Annotated in this window: 15 protein-coding genes and 1 pseudogene; 10 read left to right on the forward strand and 6 right to left on the reverse strand. The window is 67.1% G+C overall.

Annotation, left to right across the window (positions count from 1 at the left end; all coding sequences use genetic code 11):
* Positions 1-13 precede the first annotated feature (13 nt).
* The 3 genes and pseudogenes from ACHQ4I_RS25460 to ACHQ4I_RS25470 form a co-directional block, all read right to left on the reverse strand.
* On the reverse strand, positions 14-892 hold the full coding sequence (locus ACHQ4I_RS25460) for a universal stress protein (RefSeq protein WP_420774360.1): 879 nt from the start codon (positions 890-892) through the stop codon (positions 14-16).
* Positions 893-959: 67 nt separating this feature from the next.
* Entirely contained in the window at positions 960-1,562 is a 603-nt protein-coding gene (locus tag ACHQ4I_RS25465) for an Rv1733c family protein (RefSeq protein WP_420774361.1), read from the reverse strand.
* 81 nt (positions 1,563-1,643) lie between these two features.
* A pseudogene (locus tag ACHQ4I_RS25470) lies at positions 1,644-2,816 on the reverse strand (SulP family inorganic anion transporter).
* A gap of 57 nt (positions 2,817-2,873) precedes the next feature.
* Here ACHQ4I_RS25470 and ACHQ4I_RS25475 point away from each other — a divergent pair.
* Together ACHQ4I_RS25475 and ACHQ4I_RS25480 are read left to right on the forward strand one after the other, a co-directional pair.
* Positions 2,874-3,479, forward strand: a complete 606-nt coding sequence (locus ACHQ4I_RS25475; RefSeq protein WP_420774362.1) for a flavodoxin domain-containing protein — start codon at positions 2,874-2,876, stop codon at positions 3,477-3,479.
* Positions 3,480-3,495: 16 nt separating this feature from the next.
* Positions 3,496-4,404 (forward strand): DUF302 domain-containing protein, encoded by a 909-nt coding sequence (locus ACHQ4I_RS25480; RefSeq protein ID WP_420774363.1) that lies wholly within the window; start codon positions 3,496-3,498, stop codon positions 4,402-4,404.
* A gap of 174 nt (positions 4,405-4,578) precedes the next feature.
* Here the strand turns inward: ACHQ4I_RS25480 and ACHQ4I_RS25485 are convergent, their stop codons facing one another.
* Entirely contained in the window at positions 4,579-5,574 is a 996-nt protein-coding gene (locus ACHQ4I_RS25485; RefSeq protein ID WP_420774943.1) for an Acg family FMN-binding oxidoreductase, read from the reverse strand.
* A gap of 234 nt (positions 5,575-5,808) precedes the next feature.
* Here ACHQ4I_RS25485 and ACHQ4I_RS25490 point away from each other — a divergent pair, with 234 nt between their 5' ends.
* From ACHQ4I_RS25490 to ACHQ4I_RS25525, 8 genes are all read left to right on the forward strand, one after another.
* Complete coding sequence (locus ACHQ4I_RS25490) at positions 5,809-6,573, forward strand: SDR family oxidoreductase (RefSeq protein WP_420774364.1); 765 nt, start codon at positions 5,809-5,811, stop codon at positions 6,571-6,573.
* Positions 6,570-8,090, forward strand: a complete 1,521-nt coding sequence (locus ACHQ4I_RS25495; RefSeq protein WP_420774365.1) for a bifunctional aminoglycoside phosphotransferase/ATP-binding protein — start codon at positions 6,570-6,572, stop codon at positions 8,088-8,090. The genes ACHQ4I_RS25490 and ACHQ4I_RS25495 overlap by 4 nt, the downstream gene beginning before the upstream one ends.
* A 27-nt stretch (positions 8,091-8,117) precedes the next feature.
* On the forward strand, positions 8,118-8,765 hold the full coding sequence (locus ACHQ4I_RS25500) for a response regulator (RefSeq protein WP_420774366.1): 648 nt from the start codon (positions 8,118-8,120) through the stop codon (positions 8,763-8,765).
* Between the two features lie 54 nt (positions 8,766-8,819).
* Positions 8,820-10,556: a sensor histidine kinase gene (locus ACHQ4I_RS25505; protein ID WP_420774367.1), complete on the forward strand. Its 1,737-nt coding sequence runs from the start codon at positions 8,820-8,822 to the stop codon at positions 10,554-10,556.
* A 167-nt stretch (positions 10,557-10,723) separates the two neighbouring features.
* Positions 10,724-11,641, forward strand: a complete 918-nt coding sequence (locus ACHQ4I_RS25510) for a universal stress protein (protein WP_420774368.1) — start codon at positions 10,724-10,726, stop codon at positions 11,639-11,641.
* A 36-nt stretch (positions 11,642-11,677) separates the two neighbouring features.
* The gene (locus tag ACHQ4I_RS25515; RefSeq protein WP_420774369.1) at positions 11,678-12,550 is read left to right on the forward strand and encodes a universal stress protein; all 873 of its coding nucleotides are present in this window, start codon (positions 11,678-11,680) and stop codon (positions 12,548-12,550) included.
* A 21-nt stretch (positions 12,551-12,571) separates the two neighbouring features.
* Positions 12,572-13,492 carry a universal stress protein gene (locus tag ACHQ4I_RS25520; protein ID WP_420774370.1) on the forward strand — a complete coding sequence of 307 codons (921 nt, stop codon included), beginning with the start codon at positions 12,572-12,574 and terminating at the stop codon, positions 13,490-13,492.
* 146 nt (positions 13,493-13,638) lie between these two features.
* Complete coding sequence (locus ACHQ4I_RS25525; protein ID WP_420774371.1) at positions 13,639-13,947, forward strand: hypothetical protein; 309 nt, start codon at positions 13,639-13,641, stop codon at positions 13,945-13,947.
* A 13-nt stretch (positions 13,948-13,960) separates the two neighbouring features.
* Here ACHQ4I_RS25525 and ACHQ4I_RS25530 read toward each other — a convergent pair whose 3' ends face one another.
* The gene (locus tag ACHQ4I_RS25530) at positions 13,961-14,347 is read right to left on the reverse strand and encodes a hypothetical protein (RefSeq protein ID WP_420774372.1); all 387 of its coding nucleotides are present in this window, start codon (positions 14,345-14,347) and stop codon (positions 13,961-13,963) included.
* A 272-nt stretch (positions 14,348-14,619) separates the two neighbouring features.
* Positions 14,620-14,889, reverse strand: coding sequence for a hypothetical protein (locus ACHQ4I_RS25535; RefSeq protein WP_420774373.1), 270 nt, complete (start codon positions 14,887-14,889; stop codon positions 14,620-14,622).
* Between the last annotated feature and the right edge of the window lie 604 nt (positions 14,890-15,493).

A 15,493-nucleotide genomic window follows, 5' to 3' on the forward strand; every position in this document is an offset into this window, starting at 1 on the left:
GGCGGAAATCCGCTCAGCCCTTGCGTACCACGATCATCGGGCACTCCGCCGTATGCAACAGCGCATTGCAGGTGGACCCGAGGAGCATGCTCGCGAACCCGCCGCGGCCGTGGCTGCCGACCACGAGCAGCTGGGCATTTACCGACTCTTCCAGTAGCGCCCGAACGGGCCGGTCGAGTGCCAGGATTCGCAGCACCGTCACCTCGGGATACTTTTCGGTGTACCCGGCCATATTCTCGGCGAGCAGGGCCTGCTCGGACTCGCGTGCGGCCTCCCAGCCCGAGTGCGGCAGATCGATGCTGCTGGCATCGCTCCAGGTGTGCAGCGCCGTTACCCCGACCTTGCGCCGTGACGCCTCCTCGAACGCGAGCTCGATGGCGGGCACACTATTGTCCGAACCGTCGACGCCGACCAGGACGGGTTTGGTCACCGACACCGGATCGAGCGCCGAATTCCCGTGAATCACGGCGACCGGGCAGTGCGCGTGATGGGTGAGCGCAGTGCTGACCGAGCCGAGCAGTCCGCGCTGGAACGCACCGATGCCGCGGCTGCCGACGACCAGCATCCTGGCCTGCGCCGAGCGCAAAATCAGGGTCGGAATGATGGATGCGAAGATCACCTCGGTGGCGAGCTCGAGTTCCGCACCGGGTGCGGCTTGATGTGCAATGCGGGCCGCCTCGTTGAGGATCCGCTCGCCGTCGCGGCGCAGCCATTCCATGTCTGCCTCGCCCAAGGGTCGGTCGGGGCCGAAGTCCGGGACGGCCACCGAGGTGAGAATACGCAGCGGGCAGTGGTGCAGTGCGGCATCGACCGCCGCCCAGGCGGCCGCGTGATACGAGCTCGCCGAGCCGTCGACCGCCGCGATGATCTGCGGCGCTGAGGAATTGCCCATGATTGCTCCCTTTTCGATAGGACCGACAGCGCCGGTCGCTGTTCAGGGTCACCGACGTACGGCAACCTCATTGCCGGTCTTCTTTGATCGGACTGTTGAACTGACGCCACTGCCGATCCCAACCAGCCCAATGGCGACGCTCGAGCAGCCATACGGTGCCCTGCATCAGCAGCCACGCGACCATCCACGTGCCGTTCAACACCACGACACCGACACCGATCCCGGCAAGCACGGCGGCGCCGGGATGCCGAGGCGGCGCCGTCGGGGCGCCGTCCTGTCCCAGCCACACGGTCACGTGATCGCCTGGTACCGCATGGATCGGCACCCGCATCGTCGCAGTGCCGGGGCGACCATCATGCATCCACTGCACCCGCGCCTCGAGCTGATGCGACGGCGCCCGCTCCGGCTCGTCCGTAATCACCGCGCTGACAACAGATTTCGCTGCGTCCTCGGCGCGGATCCGGGCTGCGGCGTGGGTATAGGCCGCTGTCCCCAGCGCACCGGCGATCGGGATCGCAATGAATACCGCGAGCGCGACCACGATCCGCAGCACGGCCTCGAGCCGATCCGACGGCCGCAGCAATGGATTCGGACTCCACGGACGCAGCCACCACAGCCGTCGCAGCGGTGACCACGCGCCACGGATCGGGAACGTCGACTCCTGCGACATCGCCGATCACCTTCTTCCGGTGGCGTTTGTACCAACCCGAGCATCGCGCGTGAGCGCGTGCGCGGGCAGAGACGAAGGTCATCACTGTCCGGGGTCCACCGACCTCGCTTCTTCGTCCGCCCGGTACGCCTCGATCGCGGTCGGCAAGGTCGGGTACAGGTGCTCGACGCCGATCTTCGCGGTCAGCCCCGCCGCATCCAGATCGTCGCGCAGATCCGCTTTGACGCGCGCCATCGCGAAGACGATGCCGCACGCCGCCAGGTCCGCGCGCAGCTGCTCGACCGCGTCGAGCGCGGTGAGGTCGACCTCCACATTGGCCTCGGCATTGAGGACGAACCATCGCACCGGTGTCCCGCCGGGCTTGTTCCACTGGTCGACCGCGGCCAGCGCCCGATGCCGGAAGTCCTCCGCGTTGGCGAAGCACAGCGGCGCGTCGTAGCGGTAGATCACCAGTCCCGGAACGGGTTTCGCCTCCGGGTAATCATCGACGTCATGCATGCCCGCCAAGCCGGGGACGAATCCGAGAATGGCGTCGTGCGCCCGCGCCACGCGGCGCAACAAGTCGAAGATCGACAGCGCGATGGCCACCAGGATCCCGTAGAGCACACCCAGTGCGAGCACCGCGACGATCGTGCCGAGCGCCAGCACGAGTTCACTGCGCCGGAATCGCGCGATCCGCCGGAATTCGGCGAGGTCGATCAGGCGCAGTGCGGCGTAGATGACCAAGGCGCCGAGCGCCGCGGTCGGGAAGCCGGCCAGGACGCCGCGCGCCCCGAGCAACACCGCCAGCACACTGCCGAGCGCGACGACGGAGTACAGCTGGGCGCGCGCCCATAATGTCGGCGATGGTAGTTCGGCTGCCACTGCAGCTCACCGGGAATCCGTGCAGCACACCGGCCGCCAGATTGGTCGCGCCGAGTGCGCCGAGTTCGGTGTTCACGGCGACGTGCCTGCCGTGTCGGGCCGCGAAAGCCCGTGCGCCAGTGGTGCCAGCGCCACCGCCGTCAACAATGCCGTGGTCGACTCCGGGCCCACCGACAGTTGCCGGGACGTGCCGAGCAGCACATACACCGCCAGCGGTCCGATCGACGCCCACAGCCCGACGACCGGCGGCAATCCGGCCACCGTCGCATAGGCCATCACCTGCGGCACCAGATAGGCCGCGACCGTGACGCCGGCGAGGGCATCGGCACGCAGCCGAATCCGGTCATAGCCGTCGAATTGCCGCAGGCCCGGGAGCAGGCATGCCAGCATATGGCCAGCATGGCCCAGACCGTCAGCCCGGGGGGATGGCCGAAAGTCCCTCGGCATGTGTCGGTTCGGCACTGGGCGCGGGCACTGTCCGGTCGTAGCGTCGAGGTCGAAGAACCCACAGCGGAGGAGACCGATATGCGGGTCCGGGTCGTCTACGAGTCGATGTTCGGCAATACCGCCGCCATCGCCAAGGCCATCGGGGCGGGACTTGCCGAATATGGCGAGGTGGAGGTGCTGGACGTGGCGGCAGCCGCCCAGCGTCCCGAGCCGATGGTGGATCTGTTGGTGGTCGGCGCGCCGACGCACGCGTTCGGCATGAGCCGGGCGCGCACGCGCCGCGACGCGGCCGCCCGGACCGAGGCGCCGGTCACGGTCGATATCGGCATGCGGGAATGGCTCGACGCGGCGCTGCCGGTGCCACCCGGCTCCTGGGCCGCTGCCTTCTGCACCAAGGCGGCGAAACCGTCCTGGCTACCGGGATCGGCCGCGCGCGGTGCCGGAAAACGGTTGCGGCGCTTGGGCTATGAGCTTATCGACGCACCGGCCGACTTCCTCGTCGACGGTACCCTCGGCCCGATCACCGCGGGCGAGCTGGAACGTGCGCGGGCCTGGGCCGATCGCCTCGCCCATCGCGAACTCGACCACATCGCGCACCGGCCCTGAGATCGGAGCAGCAGCGATGTCGTATCAGGTCGCGGTCACCGAATCGAACACCACCACCATGCTCGAGCTGCGCCGCACCGTGCGCGCCGACCATGCGGGCGACGATATCGGCGCCGGCATGCGGGCGCTCTACGCGCTGGCCGAGCGCGCCGGACTCGTACCGGCCGGACCCCCGTCGACGACATATCTGGGCATGCTCGGATCGGGCGCGATCACCGAGGTGGACTTCGACCTCCCGGTGACCGACAGCGCGCTCGATGGCGCCGCGGAACGGATCAGCCTGCGCCATCGCGAGCCGACTCTGTTCGCCAGCATCAGACACCACGGTGACTATCACCGCATCGGTGCTGCCTACCGTGCGCTCGACGCCTGGATCCGCTCGTCCAACTATCAGCCGATCGGACCGCCGACCGAGGTGTACCTGGTGGCGCCGGATGCGGCGGTACGGCCGGGCGATCTCGTCACCGAGATCCGCAGACCGGTTACCGCCGCCCTCACCGTCCGGGTGCCCGCCCTGTTCGCCGATGCCGTGTCCGAACTTCGAAAGGCCTTGGGCGAGCAGGGCTTCGGAGTTATGACCGAGATCGACGTGCGCGCAACCATGCAGATGGAACTCGGCATACAGATGGCCGACTATCTGATTCTCGGCGCGTGCGACCCGGTTCTCGCAGAGCGGGCGCTGGCCGCCGATCCACGGGTCGGCCTGCTGCTCCCCTGCAACATCGTGGTTCGCGACGACGACGGCACCACCCTCGTCGAGGCGGCCGACCCGGAATTGCTGGTACGCGGCGAGGTACTGCACCGCGCCGACCAGCCCGAACTGCACGCGATCGCGCGAGAGGCACGAGAACGCTTGGCAGCAGCTCTGGACACCGTCGGAAAACGCCTCGACACCGTCGAAAAGCGCTTGCCCGATCCGACGTAACCTCTCGTAGGACCTCGATATGACATAGCCCGCCGCGCGATCGGGCCGCTGCCCAGCAGTGAGCCGACGAGCGCAGCATCGCGGTGACGCAGCGGGCGGCCTCATATCACCAGCCGGATGACCTCATCCCACCGACGCACCCCGGAACAACTCCCGGAACGGCCCGCGATTATTTCAGCAGGCTGTCGCCTGGCCGGCGTCGAAGGGATCCACCACATCCTCGACCGACCGACGCGGGGTGAGGGGCAACTGCTCGGCGCTCGTCGGCGCCCAGCCGATCCTGATCAGGGCCTGGGGATAGCCGTAGTCGTCGATGACTCCGACCTGAACCCGGCGACGCAGTGCCGGGATCTCGAGCGGTTCGGTCAGCACGCACGTGGCCAGGCCGACATTGGTCGCCGTCAACAGCACCGCGCTCAATGCCTCGCCCGCGCACAGTCGCGAGAGCCGATCGTCGGCGGTAGTGCCGAGCACGAGCAGTTCGGCGAAGTCGGGTTCATGCGCCTCGTCGACCAGCTGGGGAGCGGCGAATGACCGGGCAGCCAGGTCATCGCCGGCCCGAAGTGGCGGAGTGTTCCTGGCTGGCACACCATCCGATGTCCCATGCCGGCCGCTCCAATCGGCCAATTCGAACCGATACTCCGGGTCGCCTGCGTGACGCTCGGCCGCGACACGCAGGGTATCGACCAAGCGGTCGCGCGACCTGTCGCTGGCCTGCCGCACGAACGCTCCCAGTGTCGCGGCGCGCTCGGTGACCAGTCCGAGGTATCCGGGCGGCACCGGCCACGAGCTGAAGTGTCTGCGATCGGTGCGTCTGCGGGTGATCGCCGCGCTCAGCTCGATATCGTGCGGAGTCGGCCGACGCCGCACCAGTTCGATCGAGGCCAGGTGGTTCGGTTCTGCCGGATTCGGCAGCCGATGCACCACCGCCGACCAGCCGAGCGCCGCGAACGCGATGCGCAGATGATGCAGCGCCGCACCACAACTCAGCACGAGATCGCGTTGATCGGGATCGGTGAGGGGCAGCGCCCGTGCCGGATCGAGATACAGCTGAATGCTGCGATCGCCGATCCGCCACCGCCACGGTTGAGTGTTGTGCACCGACGGCGCCCGCACCGCGAGCGTCAGCGCCGCCTTCGCGGTGTGATCATCGGGCAGCCCGTGGTCCATTGTCGTCATCCTTCCTTTCCCGATTCACGCTGCCACCGCTGCCACGGTGCCGGTAAGAGCAGGACGGCCCCTCCTGACGGGACTTCGGACGCCGCTGCACCAGGGTCGCGAAGACGGTCCGGAAGTCCCGCCACATCGATGACCTTCGGCCATCACGCCGCCGCATCCGGTGCGAAATCCTGAGGACACCAGCGAAAGCCCCCTGCCTGCGTCACGAAAGCGGAGGTCGACACCATGTTCGAATACCAAGGCCGTAGCGCCGTCGTCACCGGCGGCGCGCGCGGCATCGGCGCGGCCATCGCGCAAACCCTCGTCAAGTCCGGTCTTCGCGTCGTGGTGGCCGATCTGCTCGACCCCGAGGGCATGGCGACCGCTGAATCCCTAGGCGCGGCAGCGATATTCCGACACCTCGACGTCACCGACGAACGCGGCTGGCTGCGGGTGCTCGACGACGCCGAAGCGAACTTCGGACCGCTCGCCGTCCTGGTGAACAATGCGGGCATCGTGGACTTCGGCGGCATCGAGTCCGAATCCCCCGCGATGTTCCGCCACGTCGTGGACGTCAACCTGTTCGGCGCCTGGCTCGGCATGCATTTGGCGGCCCCCAGGCTGCGCGCCAATGGCGACGGCGTCATCGTCAACATCTCCTCTACCGCGGGCCTGACGGGCTACTCCGGGATAGCCGGATACGTGGCGAGCAAATGGGGCCTGCGTGGATTGACCAAGGCCGCCGCGCTCGAACTCGGCGACGCCCGAATCCGGGTCTGCTCGGTGCACCCCGGGCCCATCCACACCCCTATGACGGCCGGTTTCGACGCGAGTGTCGCCGCGGGACAACCGCTTCCGCGTTTCGGTGAGCCGGAGGAGGTCGCGGCGATGGTCGGCTTCATCGTCAATGAGGCCACCTTCTCGACCGGATCGGAATTCGTCATCGACGGCGGGGCCACCGCCGGCATGACACTCGTCGCACCCGCCCAGGCACACGGAACGTGGCAATGATCGCCGCCCAGGTGCGGGAAACCCATACCGGCGTCGTGGTGCTGTGCGGGGACCGCGCATACAAAACGAAGAAGCCGATCGCCACCGACTTCCTGGACTTCAGTACGGCGCCACTGCGTGAGCGCGCATGCGCGCGGGAGCTCGAGTTGAATCGGCGGCTGGCACCGGATGTGTATCTCGGCATCGCACACCTCACCGATCCGACCGGCGGCCCCGACGAACCGGTGATCGTCATGCGACGGATGCCGGAAGACCGGCGGCTGTCGAATGTCCTGGCCGATCCAACGGTGCCCGGATCGGAGCTGTCCGCGCTGGTTCAAGTGCTGACCGTGTTCCACCACACGGCCCTGCGCGGTCCGGAGATCGACCGCGCCGGCACGCCGGAGCAGCTGCGCGGGCGCTGGCGTGCGCTCGTACATCCGCTCGCGGAACAATCGGCCGACCTCGTCGATCCGGCGCGGCTCGCGCGCATCGATGACCTCGCGATGCGCTACATCGAGGGCCGAAAGCCGTTGCTGGCGAACCGGATCAACGACGGCCGCATCGTCGACGGGCACGGCGACCTGCTCGCCGAGGATATCTTCGATCTCCCTGACGGCTTCCGTGTACTCGATTGCCTGGACTTCGACGATCAACTCCGCCACGTCGACGTCCTCGACGATATCGCCTTTCTGGCCATGGATCTCGAATTCCTCGGCCACCGCGAGCTGGGCGATCGACTGCTCGACGAATACCTCCGCGCCACCGCGGACCCGGCACCCACCTCGCTGCGCGATCACTACGTCGCATATCGCGCACTGGTCCGTGCGAAGGTCGATGTGATCCGCTTCGGGCAGGGCGAGGCGGCCGCAGCCGAACGCGCGCACCGGCATCTGCGGATCGCCGCCCACCATCTGGAACAGGCAGCGGTGCGGCTGGCCCTCGTCGGCGGCCTGCCCGGTACAGGGAAATCGACAGTGGCCGCCGAACTCGCGGCGGCCACCGGCGCCACCGTCATCTCGAGCGACCATGTCCGCAGGGAACTCTTGGCCGGGCACGAGCTGACCGGTTCGATCGGCACCTACGGCGCGGGCGCCTATACCCCGGAGGGTAAGGCGCGTGTCTATGCCGAAATGTTGACCAGAGCGCGAGCACTGCTGGCCACCGGTGTCTCGGTCATTCTCGACGCGAGCTGGATCGACGCCACCGAACGCGAGCGCGCGAGCGCGCTCGCCGAGGAATCCCACGCCGAGCTGGTGGCGCTGTGGTGCCATTGCCCGCACACGCTGGCCGGTCGCCGGATCCGGCAGCGCACCGCCGGCGAATCCGACGCGACGCCGGATATAGCCGACGCCATGGCGGCCGCGGCGTCTTCATGGCCCGATGCGATAGCCCTCGACACGGCTGTGCCGCGGGACCAATCCGTGGCCGCAGCGGTGCAGGCTTGGCAGCACAGCGAACAGGAGACTTCGAGGGACTTTCGTCACCAATCCGAGGTCTATCTCCGAACCGCCGAGTCCGACAGCTCAGTAGGCTGAAGTGACCCTTGAGGAAAGGTCTTCTCTATGACGAGTGTGTTCTTGGTCGATGATCACCAGATCGTGCGGCGCGGTGTGAAGGATTTGATCGACGCCGAGCCCGATCTCGATGTGGTCGGCGAGGCGGGCACGGTATCGCAGGCGCTGGCGCGCATCCCGGCGCTGCGTCCCCAGGTCGTGGTGCTGGATGTGCGACTGCCCGACGGCAATGGCATCGAGCTGTGCCGCGAACTGCTGAATCAGCATCCGGAGCTGCGCTGTCTGATCCTCACCTCGTTCACCGACGAGCAGGCCATGCTCGATGCCATTCTGGCCGGGGCCAGCGGATACGTGGTCAAGGACATCGACACCATCGAGCTGATCGATGCCATTCGCGAGGTGGGCGCCGGCAAGTCGCTGCTGGACAATCGCGCGGCCGCGGCCCTCATGGCCAAGCTGCGCGAGGAGGCACAGGCCAAGTCCGGGCCGCTGGCCACGCTCACCGAACAGGAACGGACCCTGCTCGATCTGCTGGGTGAGGGACTGACGAATCGGCAGATCGCGGGCCGGATGTTCCTGGCGGAGAAGACCGTGAAGAACTACGTGTCCCGGCTACTGACCAAACTCGGCGTCGAGCGCCGCACCCAGGCCGCCGTACTCGCCTCGAAGCTCAACGCACCCACGAAGGTGGAGTGAACGCAAACCGTATCGCGCGGTATGGCATGAGACACCCGTGCGAGAATACGGGACATGGAAGGCGAGTCAGCTCTGCCCGGCCCGACACCGGTGACGGAAACCCTGTCGCAGCTGCGACTGCGTGAGCTACTGGCCGAGGTCCAGGATCGGATCGCCCAGATCGTCGGCGTACGCGACCAGATGGACCGCTTGATCGAGGCGATGCTGGTGGTCACCGCCGGACTCGACCTCGACAACACGCTGCGCTCGATCGTGCACACCGCCATCGAACTCGTCGACTCCGGATACGGAGCGCTCGGCGTGCGCGAAACCGATAAGACCAGTAACCAACTGGCCGAATTCGTCTACGAGGGCATCGACGACCGCACCCGCGTCATGATCGGCGACCTGCCACGTGGTCACGGTGTGCTCGGGCTGCTGTTCGAACAACCGAAACCCATTCGGCTGTCCGATCTTTCGAAGCACCCCTCCTCGGTCGGCTTCCCGGCCCACCATCCGCCGATGCGCACCTTCCTCGGTGTGCCGGTGAAGGTCCGCGACGAAATCTTCGGCAATCTGTACCTGACCGAGAAATCCGGTGGCCAGGAGTTCACTGAGGACGACGAGGTCGTGGTGCAGGCCCTGGCCGCCGCAGCGGGCATCGCCATCGCCAATGCCCGCCTCTACGAGCAGTCCCGGGTCCGCCAGCAGTGGCTGGAAGCCAACCGCGACGTCGCCACCGAACTGCTCGCGGGCGGCGAACCGGGCACCGCACTCGAACTGGTCGCCGACCGAGCCTTGACGCTCACCCAGTCGGCATACACTTTCCTCGCGCTTCCCGAGGACCCCGAGATCCCCACCGAGGACATCACCGAGCTGGCGGTGGTGGCGGCCGCCGGAGTCGGCGCCGAAGAGCTCATGGGCGAGCGAATTCCCATGAGCGAGTCGCACTCCGGTGAAGCGTTCCGCAACGGAAAGATCCTCGCCGTCGACGAGTTGAGCCTCGCCCCGATCTTCGACGAACCCGCCAAATTCGGCCCGGCACTGATCCTGCCGCTACGCGCCAAGGACGCGGTTATCGGCGTACTCGCCACCGTGCGGCCCGCCGGCGCGCAGCCGCTGGACGCGGCCGGGCAGTCGATGATGGCCGCCTTCTCCGACCAAGCCGCTCTGGCCTTGCAGCAGGCCGACACTCAGCGGCGGATGCGCGAACTCGACGTGCTCTCCGACCGCGATCGCATCGCCCGCGATCTGCACGACCACGTCATCCAGCGGCTGTTCGCGGTCGGCCTCTCACTTCAGGGCACCGCCCAGCGTGCCCGCGCACCAGAGGTCAAGTCCCGGCTCACCGACACGATCCAGGACATCCAGTCGATCGTGCAGGACATCCGGCATTCGATCTTCGACCTGCACAGCAGCACCGCCGCCGACGCTCCGACACTGCGCAAGCGCCTGCACGGGGTGATCGCGGACATGATCGGAGAAAGCGGGCTGCGCACCACGATTCGGCTGGCCGGGCCGGTGTCGGTGCTGGCGCCGCCACTGTCCGAGGACGTCGAAGCGGTACTGCGCGAAGCGGTGAGCAACGCAGTGCGGCACGCGGCGGCGACCACGGTATCGGTCCACCTCAGCGTGCGCGACGACGTCACCATCGAGGTGACCGACGACGGCATCGGCGTCCCCGATGACTTCGAGCGCATGAGCGGGTTGGCGAACCTCGCGGCGCGCGCTGAGCAGGCGGGCGGAAGTTTCAGCGTGACGAAGGGCGAGAACGGGGGCACGGTGTTGCGCTGGTCGGTGCCGTTGCCCTGAGCTGGGTTGCCGGGTTGCTGCGCTTTGCGCGTGCCGCAGCCGAGCATCAGCGAGGCATGAGCGGCCTTTCGGCCCTGCGGTTCGTGACCAACGCCAGGCGTGCCGCACCTGCTCGGATTCCTAACCTACGGGTAGCCGATCTATCGGAATCCGAAGGGACACCGCGCATGACAACCCAGCACCACGATGATCCGCACCGGCTGGCCTCGGCCGAAATAGTGGTCGGTACAGACGGCTCCGAAGCCGCCGATCTGGCGGTTCGATGGGCCGCCGAGACCGCCTCCGAGCGGGGCCGCCGACTGCGCATCGTGCACGGTCTCGACCTCGCCGCGGCCGGGGCCGCGTACGGAATCTACGACGTGATCATGCCCCCGGTGATCGATGCGATCCGCCGCGCGGGTGCGGATCTGGTGGCCACGGCAAAGCGACTGGCCCATGAGGTGGATCCGAGCCTGACCGTGGAAACCGAAGTGTCCGAGGCGAATCCGGCGCACCTGTTGATCGGGCTGTCCGAAGCGGCGCACCTGATCGCGATCGGCGCTGCGGGGGCGGGCGGTACCCTCAGCCACCTCGGGTCGACACTGCTCGCGGTCACGAGCCATGGCCGCGGCGCGATCGTCGTGGTCCGCGACACCGGCACCGAACAGCAGACCCGGCGCATCGGCCCGGTTGTCGTCGGTGCCGACGGCGGCCCGGTCAGCGCTGCCGCGGTTGCGGCCGCGTTCGCCGAAGCCAGCGAGCGCAAGACCCAACTCGTCGCCGTCCATGCCTGGAGCGATCTGTACTATGACCGCTTCGCCGGACTCCCGTACGCCGTCTCCGACCGCGACGCCGAAACCGCCGGTCAGGCGATTCTCGCCGAGCAGCTTGCGGGCTGGCAGGACAAATACCCCGACGTCCAGGTAATCCGCAAGGTGTACCTGTCCGGTCCGCGCCTGGCGCTACTGGAATGGTCGCGCTCCGCGCAGTTGCTTGTGGTGGGCAGCCGGGGGCGCGGCGGATTCCGCGGGCTGCTGGTCGGCTCGACCAGCAATGCGCTGGTGCAGACCGCGTATTGCCCCGTCATGGTCGTTCACCCGCAGTAGTCCACCGAAGTTCGCCCAGAAGGGCTATGAAATCGCATGTCCGCCAACGCCATCAATTCCCCCGTTCTCGTCGGTATCGACGACTCCGATGCGGCCGCCGAGGCCGTGCGCTGGGCCGCGGTCGACGCCGCCCGCCACCAGGCACCCCTGCACATCGTGTACGGCATCGGCGCGCCGATGGACTTCGGTCCCGGAATCGCCGTCAACCAAATCGATTACGACACTTACCGGGCGGCCGGGGCCGCGGCTGTCGCCGCCGCACGCGAATTCGCAACGGCGGCAGCCACACCCGTCGGCGACCTCGATATCGCGACCTTCGTGGTCGAGGCGCCACCGATCCCGGTCCTGCTCGACCGCTCCACCGACGCCCGTCTGTTGGTCGTGGGTACCCGCGGTCTCGGTGCCTTCCGCCGCGGCCTGCTCGGCTCGGTCAGTACCGCCGTGGCCCGGCACGCGCACTGCCCGGTCGCCGTCATCCCCGAACCCGAAAACTACACACCGGACCGACTGCTGGGCCCGGTGCTGGTCGGCGTCGACGGCTCGGCGAGCAGCAGCCGCGCCATCGAGATGGCCTTCGACGAGGCCGACCGCCGCGGGGTCGCGGTGCGCGCGGTGCTCACCTGGTCCGAATTCAATCGCTACATCCCCCGCGCCGACATGCAGCAAGAAGCCGAGGAACTGCTGTCGGAAAGCCTCGCGGGCTACGCCGAAAAGTATCCCGACCTCGAAGTACAGCGTGTGGTCGCCGAGGACCGACCGGCCAGACGCCTACTCGCCGAATCCGCAGACGCACAACTCATCGTCGTCGGCAGCCACGGCCGCGGCGGCTTCGCGGGCATGACCCTCGGCTCGGTCAGCCAGGCCGTCCTCCACACCACCGACTGCCCCCTCATCATCGCCCGCCCATAAAACTGACCGAAGGGCATCGCTATGATTGCTCACCCCGATGAGAATCCGCACCAACTGGCATCAGCCGCGGTAGTGGTCGGAACCGACGGGTCGCCGAACAGCGACGCCGCCACCCGATGGGCCGCGCAAACGGCGGCTCGGAAGCAACGGGGGTTGCTGATCGTGCACTGCCTCGACCTCGCCGGTACCCGAGCGGCCTTGGGGAGTTACGACGCCATGGAGCCCTCGGTCACCGCGCCGATGCATGCCCACGGTGAGCACATCCTCGCAAAGGCCCGTGAACTGGCTCATGACGTCGACCCGGAACTGGCCGTCGTCACCGAGCTCTCCGAAGCAAATCCCGCGAAATTGTTGATCGCATTGTCGGAAACCGCCGATCTTGTTGCCATTGGTGCTACCCCGGGCGTCGGTACTCTCGCACACCTCGGGTCGACATTGCTCGCAGTGGTCAGCCACGCACATGGGGCCGCAGTCGTCGTACGCGGCACCGGCACAGGGGAACCGGCCCATCCCCGCGGTCCGGTCGTGGTCGGCGTGGACGGCAGCCCGGTCGGTGAAGCCGCCATCGCCACCGCATTCACGGAGGCATCCGAGCGCAACGCCGAACTCGTCGCCGTGCACGCCTGGAGCGACCTGAGCGACGGTGCGTTCGCCGGAAGCACGTATTTGGAGATCCCCATCGTCGACCTCGAGATCGCCGAACACGCGCTATTGGCCGAGCGACTCGCGGGCTGGCAGGAGAAGTACCCCGATGTCACCGTGACCCGCAAGGTCTCGGTTTTCGGGCCGCGCGAGCTGCTGGGCAAATGGTCGGAGTTCGCTCAGCTGATCGTGGTCGGAAGCCGCGGGCGCGGCGGATTCAATGGCCTGCTGCTGGGGTCGACCAGCAACTGGCTCGTGCAGCATGCCGACTGTCCGGTCATGGTCGTACATCCGAAATAGCTCACGGCAATGAGCTAACCTTCGGCCCCGCCGTCCGGGACCGAAGCCCCTGCTAGATCACCCCGCCGGACCGGCATGGTGATCATCGGGCCGCGGATAACCGCCCATCCGCGGCCCATTCCATACTTTCGATCGAAGGAATCATTATGAGCAGCGCGACATTCGGCGAACCCTTCCACACCAAGCCCGGCGAAAGCCTGGCCGACCCCTTCAACATCCCGGGCATCGTGCTCTTCGTGCTCGGAGTGGTCGGCCTGGCCTCGACACTCACCGCCGCGGCCTACGGTTTCGCCGGTTGGACCAAGCTCGGCGCCCTCGCCACCGCGTTGCTCTTCATCACGAGCATTTCGCTGTTCCTGCTGGAGCACGAACGGCTGCGCCGCCTGGCCACGCGCCGCGTGGTGACCGAGTTCGTCGCAACGGATCCCGTGGCCGAGGAGATCCCGGAACCATAGGACAACAAGATGGCTAGGGTGCCGCGACGACCGCCAAGCCGATCAGCGTGACAACCTTCGCCAATTCCAAACCGACATACCAGAAGTGGGCGTGCGAGCGGTGCGACTGCTCGCCCGCCAGTACGCGATCGGAGCGTCGGGTCAATGGCGGCCGGACCACCAGGATTTGCACGGCCAAGATCGCGACGGCCACGCCGAGCCAGGCCCACACCGCACCGCCCGGCGCGACGATCAGGGACGCGATGCTCAGCAGGGTCGCCAACGCGACTTCCACGATATTCAGCGCACGAAATACCAACCGTCCGATGCCGAGCCCGAGCGGCAGCGTTATCCCCGGCGCTCGGAACTTCAACGGCGCTTCCAGGAATGAAATGGCCAGCACCATTCCCAGCCACAGCATCGGCAAGAACCACAAAACATGTCGCGCAACATTTTCCACGCTACGGACCCTACTGACGCCGCCTGCTGGCAATAGGGACGTAGGGCCCTATTGCGACCGACCATCGGCACCGCAGAACCGCAGACGCCTCGCACCATCGACAATTCGTGCCGTACAACTCGATCGGGACCAGATCAAGCAGGGCGTCGGCGGGACGTATCTTCAGACTCCGCCGGTCGGCGTCGAAACGTTGCGGACCGCGCACAGTCCAGAATTCATCATCGGCGATGCGGTCACGCTGGTTGCGGAGTCGTTGCTCCGGGATGGGCCGGACTCCATGGGCGGAACGCACCCGAAGCCGTCACGAGGCGCCACCACGCCAACCGCGCGGCGAGTTCGGGCAACAAATTGGCCGGCGCATGGCGCAGATCATGCCGCGCGCGGGCGGCGGCGGCGTGGAGAACGTCGGCGGAGACGGTCGGAAAGTCGTGTCTGAGGTGCTCGATCGCATCGGAAACAACGACGACGTCGGGGGTGGCTGGATCAGATATCACCGAGGTCATCTAGGTAACCCTCTAACTGGCATGTCGTGGATCACTTCGTTGGCCAACGGTATTGCTCCATCGTCGCGCCGGGCAGGGCCACTGGTCCCTCCAAGAAGGGCCAAAAGGCCCTACCGTCCGCTATGGGAGATGCATACGGCTCGAGAAATTTCGCCCGACTCGCCTTAAACAGGAAAATCGTCTTCGAAATGATCCCGTTCTGGCCGATTCATTTGGTAGCCAGCGGTAAGCTGTTCCCGACGCCTTTGCTCGGTACCAGCAGGTGTCCTGTCCGCTCCGGTCGATGCTGCAGCTCTCGGCCAGCCATATTGTCGCGCTCCAAAGATGGGGCCGTCATGTGCGTTCACCAAACAACGAATCGCGTGTCAGCGGTCGATTCGGCACGTGACACATTCACACCTCCAAGCCCAGCAGCTCGGCAGCGTCGCCGAGCGCGCGAATCAAATCATTTGATCGAAGGTTGCAAAATGTCTCGCATAGTCAAAACCGTCGCCGCGACTGTCATGGCCTTGCCCGTGATCGTCCTCGCAGCTCCCGCAGCTTCTGCCGACTCGACTCCATCCGCGGCGTCCCCGTCGTCCTCCGCCACTCCGGTGGACGGATC

The sequence above is a fragment of the Nocardia nepalensis genome, from assembly GCF_048910785.1.
Lineage (GTDB): Bacteria > Actinomycetota > Actinomycetes > Mycobacteriales > Mycobacteriaceae > Nocardia > Nocardia nepalensis.